The organism is Mycobacterium sp. ZZG, assembly GCF_054786995.1.
Genome location: NZ_JBTBFV010000065.1, coordinates 20492 through 28503, shown reverse-complemented (window position 1 = coordinate 28503; position 8012 = coordinate 20492). Strand labels below are relative to the sequence as shown.

The window sequence follows — 8012 nt, the reverse complement described above, 5'->3', positions numbered from 1 at the left end:
TCTTCACCTGCGAGGTGCCTTCCCGCTGGAACGATTGAACCCTAGAGAAGTCCAATTATTCCTTGCAGGACAGGCACTTTCGCGTATCTACACCCCATCGAACGCAAACTTCCGCGAAAAATCCGGGCTAATCAAGCCACCGAAGCAAGACCTGGCCGGCGCCGCCGCCCTTGGCCGAATGGACAGATCCTGGTGGCGAGTCCCCGTTACTGCGTCCACCCGGTTCTGGAGTCGGGTTGGTGTGATCTGTTCTCAGTTGACGTTGCAGGCCACCGGGGTGTGGGTGCACCGGCAGGCTGCAGCGTACTCGGCCGGCGTGCGGTAGCCCAGGGCTGAGTGGCGGTGTCGGTGGTTGTGTTCGTGCTTGAAGTCGCCGATGACCACGCGGGCCTCGAACAGGGTGTTCCAGTAGTTGCGGTTGAGGCACTCCTTGCGTATGCGGTTGTTGGACGATTCGATGTAGCCGGTGTCCCACGGGCAGCCCGGCGGGATGTACACCATCCCGGTCTTGTTCTCGCAAAACCTTTGCAGCGCTTGAGAAACCATCTCCGGACCGTTATCGAGGCGCAGCACCTTCGGCGGCCCGCCGGCCACGGCGAACACCTTCGTCAGCTCGGCGACCAGACGCTCACCAGTGATGGAGCGCTCCACCACGTGCAGCAGCGACTCGCGGGTGTGCTCATCGATCATCGAGGCGATCTTGATGGCCTTCCCGTCGATGGTGGAGTCGAACTGGAAGTCGATCGCCCACACCACCTTCGGCGCATCGGCGATGATCGGCGGCACCGACGACACCCCGGCCCGCTTGCGCGGCGAGACGACTTTGACCTGTAGGCCTTCTTCGCGGCACAGCCGGTGAATCTTCTTCAAGTTGACCTCACGGCGCTCGTCGTAGCGCAGCGCCGCCCAGGCACGTCGGAACCCGTGGCAGGGGTGTTTGATGGCGTAGCCGCGCAGCCAGGCCCTCATCTCGGCGTCGGGATCGGTCGGAGTCTGCGCCAGCGGCAGGCGGCGGTAGGTGGAGCGGGCCAGCCCAACGGCTTTGCACGCCAACCGTTCCGACATACTCAATGTCTCCTTGAGCATGTCGACGGCGCGGCGCTTAGCAGCTGGGCTCAGAATTTTCCCTTCGCGACCTCCCGCAGCGCGTCCTTTTCGAGCTCGGCGTCGGCCAGCAGCCGCTTGAGGCGGGCGTTCTGCTCGCGCAACTCCTTGAGCTCCTTGGCGGCATCGGTGTCTATCCCGCCGTAGGTGCGCCGCCAGTTGTACAACGTGGCCGGCGAAACCCCCAGCTCGGCAGCGATCTGTTCGCCGGTCTTGCCCTCGGCAGCCAACTCATCTGCCCGGCGCAGCTTGCGAACGATGTCCTCCGCGGAATTCCGCTTCCGACCAGCCATGTGTTCATCGTCCCTTCTGACCCGGCATCGGGCCACAGGACTCTAAAACTGGTCGGACTCATTCAACGGGAACACGCCACTGGGAAGAGCACCCTTCGCAGGGGCCAGGCGATTCACGAGTCACACGCAGCCAGGACGGCGACACCGAATCCTGTCAGCCAGCACCGGGGCCAGCCGTGTAAAGACTTACAGGCGATTCAGCCCGCCGGGCCGAGCATGACCTCGGTCGTGACCACGTGGCGCGGCGGATGCGGTCCGGCGGCATCGAAGCCGTGTAAAGACTTACAGGCGATTCAGCCCGCCGGGCCGAGTCATTCAACGGGAACACGCCACTGGGAAGAGCACCCTTCGCAGGGGCCAGGCGATTCACGAGTCACACGCAGCCAGGACGGCGACACCGAATCCTGTCAGCCAGCACCGGGGCCAGCCGTGTAAAGACTTACAGGCGATTCAGCCCGCCGGGCCGAGCATGACCTCGGTCGTGACCACGTGGCGCGGCGGATGCGGTCCGGCGGCATCGAAGCCGTGTAAAGACTTACAGGCGATTCAGCCCGCCGGGCCGAGCATGACCTCGGTCGTGACCACGTGGCGCGGCTGATGCGGTCCGGCGGCATCGAAGGGCCCCGGCGCGGCAAACGAGTCCGTTAGAAACGAACTCCGTCGGGTCGACAGTGGGGCGTCAATTCGTTCCGGTCGCATCGAACATTTGCCAATTGAATTCCCGCGGCGCCCATGAGGTACTCGACTCCCAAGTATTCCGACCAGATGTACTCGGCAGCTTCGTCGAAGCGATCCCTTGCATCTGTGGTTAGAGCACCGTGGTGCATCTTTAGGACTATGTCGAACGTTCCGTCTTCTTTGTCGTAGACGTCTGCTCCTTGGAATGCACCGTGTAACCTCCGATATGCGTCTTGACCGCCGACGAAGTTGACGGTCGCGGAGTACTCATCCAAGATCTGGCGGCACCTCGCTACAGCCCCAACTTGCAAGTTATTCTCGGCTAGGCCGTCAAGTGCATCGAATTCTTTCGACGCGTCAGATGCAAACAGCGTCGACGACGATAGTTCGCTCAGTCGGAGCACACGCTCCGCACCACTAATGAGATTAGTCAAGGTGAAATGCATGGCGTCGAAGCTCACAAGCCTCGCCCATTCCGCCGCACTAGAAAGAGAGGTGACTAAGTCGGATGCCGCCTTGCCGTACCAAAATCGCTCGGCCCCGAAGTGTCCGAGTCCGATTCTCCGCGACACACGGTGATTGCCGATGTCCATCGCGTCCGCGACACGTAGGATAGCAGTCGCTTCTAAGAGATCCTCTGGATCAAAGAAGCCCGACAAGCGTTCGTCCTGGATTCTCTGCGAGAGCGTGCGCGAGTATTGCCGTTCAGCTTCTTGGCAGAGCACGCACGCCGCGCTCTCGTCACAGATTCCGGTTGACTTTGGTGGATGCGTGTCACTCCAATAACTATTGGTCAATACCGTATGGCGTTGGTGAAAGGCACTTAATAGTCCGACCGCGGCCGCGAGTGCCTTCTCGTCCGTGTAGGCGTCCCATTGCTCTGGGAATAGTGACGTCCGGTCGTTGGAGATGATCTGTTGCGAAAACATCCCATGGAATTTTCGGACATGCCGGAAGTCAGTGACAACACGGCCAGCGAGGTGCCCGCCCGTGTGGCCGATGTCGTGGAGCCACGCCGCGCCGCTCAACACTTCGTAGATCTCGGCCCGAGTCGATATGCCGCGCAAACGATCGCGCGCCGATAGCAGCATCGCTGCGTTGCGGTCTACGTTTGCGCCATGCACCGCAGCGTGGTCCACCATCTGGGGGAGTTGGTTGACTAGCCAGACCTCGCCGTCGACCCACCGCTTGACTCTTGCCGATTGGCGTTGAGCGGCATTCTGGAGAGCCGGAGAGTCGTTTGCTACCTCGGTGAGGAAGGGTCTATCGCCGGCGGCGACGCTGCGCTCAATGAACCGCTGCCAGCGCGTTCCACGAGGGGACCACGTCGTAGGGTCTATGAGGCCAATTGCTCTCAAATCATTTGCAGTAGCACTCAGCTCGCTCGATAGCGGATTAGATACGCGACCTCTACTGCATTCAACAAGAAAGCTCTGCTGATCGGCGCGAAGGCGTACCCACTGAAGTTCGAAGAACTGATCCAGCACCGGCAGCATGTCGCTTAAAGCACCGCTGCCGCCAGCCGCTCGGTCTTCAGCCATTTGACGGCCGATCGTCTTCAAGATCAATGGCCAACCACCGGTCAATGCGTACATTCCTGAGGAGAGCTTCAGATACTCGTCGGATGGCAGGCCTGCCGCGGAAACGATGTCCTTCCAAGCGTCGGCTGTTTCGTTCTCATCCAGAGGTACGATCACTGTAGGTGCGGACATGAAACTGAACGCGGCGGAACCGGTCCGGGACTGAAACTCGCTTGTGGAGTCCGTGCCGGCAAGCACCAGTCTAATTGTCGCCGAACCCCGCCCGGAATTAACGAGCGACCGCAGCGCTGAGTCTACTAAATGGCGCCGTAGTGCTTCATAGTTGTCGATAAGGAGAACGATAGACTCATCGATGTGGCGAATCGCTTGCGAAAGCGCCTCGAAGTTATCTGCGGTTAGCGTTTCAAGTCTTATGCCCTGACGGTTGAGTTCATTAAAAACATGACGGATGAAACTCGCTTCGTCGTATACGGCGCGTTGTGACGCGTCTACCAATAGTACGATGGCGTTAGGGTTCAGTCGCGTTATCGAGTCGGCAAGGCATCGAAGCCAGGATGTCCGACCCGCTCCCGGTGCGCCTCGCAAAGAAATGTGATCGCCGGCGACTATGCGTATCGCGAGATCAGAGACCCTCTGTCCTCCCCATAAATCTTCTACGCGGCTAACGGGATCAGCTAACTTCGCTATGTCGGCATTCTGTGCGTTTGGTTGCATTTTCAATCCTGAAACTCCATCAATTGAGGCGTGAGGTCGAGATTATGGTTTGCTAGCCAGAACCTGCGGAATAGGTCGACGCCAAACACGTAGGCTGCCTCCCCCATGAGGTTTCGTTCTTCGATGATGCCGCGGTCCACCAAGGTTGCGATGGCAGAGTTAATCCGCCTGGTGCGGGATTCATCCATCTGGCCGATCCGCGAAATGATCTCGGCTGCAGAAACAGGATGCGCGATGTGTTCGTCCTTGGTGATGTTGCACAGCACACTTGTCACGAGGCGAATCTCAAGGGGATCCGTCGGGTTATACATATTGTTTAGAAACGCTGTCTCGTTCATTCCCTGTATATGTAAGCGAGTTACCTCGGCAGCATCGGGTGAAACTAGCGCATTGGCTACCAGTGTGATGTCGGCCGCCCCGAGCATGTTGCGATTCGCGTGCAACGCGTAGAAAGCGCACTCCCGGCAGATCCACTGAACGAAGTAAGGTACGCAACCGGAGAGGCGAACGATCTCCTCGATCGCGGGCTGGGTGAATGTCAGTTGATCACCCATGGCACCGATCAACTCAACAGTAGCCTCCCGATCGATACGGCCGATTCGACGTTCCACGACGTTCACGAGCTGCCCAGCGTCGCCGAATGCCGGGTCATGCAACATCGATCTGAGTCCGAACGCTCCAACCAAAACAAACGATGCATCACCACCAAACGCCTGAGCACGAATCATCGAAAGGAATGCCGAACTCATCAGTTGTCGACTGGCCAACTCGGCGAACTGCGTGAACTCGTCGATCATGACGATGCATGTGAAGCCGCGTTTACGTAGGTTTGAGATGTGGTTTTCCCAGTCCGCCCATTTGTTGTGTTCGTCATCTACGATCTGCTGGCGGTACTCTTCGAGGTTTGGCAGAGCTTCCGCCTCGGTGACAGCCTCGACGCCGATGGCCAGCTTTTGTATAAAGTGGCCAACCAGATCCGAGATATTGTCCATCCGGGCTGCTGCATCCAAGTCGATGATGACAGGCACCAGTGTGGTATGCGTTCCAGGTTCGGCACCGGGCACCTCCGCACCCCGTAGTCGTAAGGCAAGGTAGTCCCGAATAGACGTCTTACCAGTCCGCGTCAGGCCGTATAGCAGAAGCGTGCGTGTGCGCTCGAAAGGGTCGGTGAAGTGCACATCGGACAGTTCGCCAATGAGCGGCCATCGACCGAGGAAAAGCTCTTCCTTCGGTGTCTGGCCGTAATTCCAGGGAATATCTTGCGGGCCAAACGTGCATTGGCCCGCGATATCTATCGTCGCCTTTGTCTGGGTAACGATGTCATTTGAGAATTGGCCCCGGGCCGTAGTCTCGATAAGAACGGTCGTGCCCCGATACTCCTCGATTCCGCCGGGGAATGGAACGCTTAGTTCCAATTCGGCCTGACTGCTCTGACCAACCCCGAGTTCCGGGAATGTTTCAACACGCTCAAATTCGTGAGGGTCAAAACCAGGTGTGTCATAGGTGAACTTGATCGAATAGTTAGATGCGCTCGCACGTCCTTTGTTCTCGATGAACAGGGTGGTCTTTAGACCGCCGGGTGGTGAGAAATGAAAGAAGGGCGGGTCGAGCTTGACCACAAGATCGGGCTGTAGCGCCTGTTGCGCTGCTGCTTCAGCGACACGGATTTCCTCCAGCCATCGGCCCACTAAGTCGTGCCCCTGGGCTTGGCAAATGTAAGTCTTGGCGTGCCTTGTTGACCTGTGGACATCCTCTAGTCGGCTACGGACGCTACTTAAGATTGCGTTACGCTCGTGGTCTGATTTTCGCTCGATCCCATCCAGCAGATCTAGCACGGTGGTGAGTGGTTGAATCAACTCCCGATTGTCGGTCCGTGTCCATGTTCCTGACTCGGTGGGGCGCTCGGACCATTTGCTTATCAACACCCCGGGTGCATTGGTGTTGAAGTTAACTTTGCGAACCTCCGCGAAGAATTGTTCCGTCCGCCTTATTGCATGAAGGCGCTGGAAAGCGGCTTCGCGCACCAGCCGATCCGAGGAGACGTCTGGTGACTCGATTTCAGGGCCGACAATATCCCGAAGGATCGACCGCAACTTGTCGGGCTCGTGCGCAACGATTCGGAGCACCTCTTTGAGCTTGAGGCCGTTGATGATCGCTCCAGTCTTCGTTGGGCGCGCTGAGAGAAGATAGATTACGGTGTCGAGGTATTCTCGGAGCAGTGGATCGTCGTTGCCGCTGAACGCCTCAGTCGTCAGTAGATCGGATGAGGCCGGACCAACTCGGATGTCGGCGTCAGGGTCTATTTCTAAGCGATGGACCACCATCGAAATTCGGAGGACATTCCTGAAAGCTCCGGTGAATCGACTGAAGGCCCTGTTGGGGTAAACGCGGAGTGCTTCGCGCAAGTACGAAACTGCATAATCCCTGTGCGCCGCAAGTCGACTTGATCGGGGATTTCTGCCGTGGAGATCATCGAATCGCTTGATCGTCTCCGCCGCCTTTGCCAAAGCGTACCCGGCCTCAACCTCTCCGTTCTTTTGCGACCTCGGGGCAGAAAGTTGGCTTAAGGCTTTTGCCGCATCTAGGTATCGCGTAAGGACGGTGGTCTCGTTCACCTCTGGTGTCTTTGCAGTGAGGATGAGTCGGGCGACATCGGGTTCGGTAATGTTGCCGCCCAACTCGCGAGCCTCGGCGTCAACGATTGAGTGATCCAAAATATCCTGGGCCAATAGCGGACTAACGGTTAACTCGATGCTGTCGATCCCATCGTCATCCTCATCGACCACGAGTACCTGGCTGTCGGCAATTTCGTAATCCGTGATTGCCAAACGAAGTCGCTGAACACCTGGGTTGCTCCCGGACCGCCTACCTTGCTCGAGTTCAGCAAGTACCTGCTTTGCTGACGTGAGTTTCTTCGCCTTGATGTAGAGATGCCCTAACTGGACACCCCAGTGCGTCCTGGCGCCCTCATCCGACCCACGTAGCTTGAACAAGCGATCGTAGTAGGGTTCCGCCTCCGTATGTCGCTGCGCTCTCCGGAAGGTGTCCACGACTGCGTGCAACAAAGACTTATCTTCGGGCGAGTTTGCCAACTCTGCACGAAGTAGGTCCAGTGCCTTTTCGTGTTCACCAGAACGACTCAGAGCGAGGGCGGCTTGAATTGATTCGGTGCGGCGTTTCGCAGCAGCGTTCCGTTCTTGTCTCTCGGCGAGGCTCGCATCTTGCTTCTCGCTGGATTTCTGCTTGGCAGCCGGAACAGCCTTCGTCGTCTTATTTTTACTGGGCGTGCCTTGCGACTTGGTCGTGGAGGGATCTGGGCGTTTTGCTGTGGGTTGGTTGCCCGTGGCAGGAGACGATGGAGGCGCCTGCTGCTTTCTAGGCTGCGCGCCAGTTCGCTGTGCGATCTCCTTCCTGAGCGAAGGATCCAGCGACTCGTTCGCCGCCTCCTTAAGACGGCGTACCTTGTTGTACGCGATCTTTGCTTGGGGGTCGTCCAGTTCCCAAAGTGCCCTTGCGAGGTAGAGCCAAGTGCCCGTACGACCGGTGTCGCGCGCGAGTGCACGCTGACACCAGTTGGCGAATTCACGGACCTCCTCAGGCCCTGCGAGAACGGCTCGCACAAACCGAGCGCTTAGCGAAGTGCTGTCTCCCTGCAAACTCATGACGCGAGCATAGTGAGCCG

General features: G+C 58.3%; 3 protein-coding genes. All 3 read right to left on the bottom strand.

What is annotated here, in order from left to right; translation table 11 throughout:
• Positions 1–252 precede the first annotated feature (252 nt).
• Positions 253–1397, bottom strand: a protein-coding gene (locus ACXMYJ_RS24870) for an IS3 family transposase (protein WP_460359127.1) whose coding sequence is annotated in 2 segments (ribosomal slippage) — positions 253–1133 and positions 1133–1397 — 1146 coding nt in all. Because the reading frame shifts where the segments join, the coding sequence is not laid out codon by codon here.
• Between the two features lie 644 nt (positions 1398–2041).
• Complete coding sequence (locus ACXMYJ_RS24865) at positions 2042–4330, bottom strand: ATP-binding protein (RefSeq protein WP_460359126.1); 2289 nt, start codon at positions 4328–4330, stop codon at positions 2042–2044.
• Between the two features lie 2 nt (positions 4331–4332).
• On the bottom strand, positions 4333–7992 hold the full coding sequence (locus tag ACXMYJ_RS24860; RefSeq protein ID WP_460359125.1) for a hypothetical protein: 3660 nt from the start codon (positions 7990–7992) through the stop codon (positions 4333–4335).
• Between the last annotated feature and the right edge of the window lie 20 nt (positions 7993–8012).

Excerpts from the sequence above, each read along its gene's own strand:
- ACXMYJ_RS24860 (WP_460359125.1), bottom strand. The coding sequence starts at position 7,992 with ATGAGTTTGCAGGGAGACAGCACTTCGCTAAGCGCTCGGTTTGTGCGA.
- ACXMYJ_RS24865 (WP_460359126.1), bottom strand. The coding sequence starts at position 4,330 with ATGCAACCAAACGCACAGAATGCCGACATAGCGAAGTTAGCTGATCCC.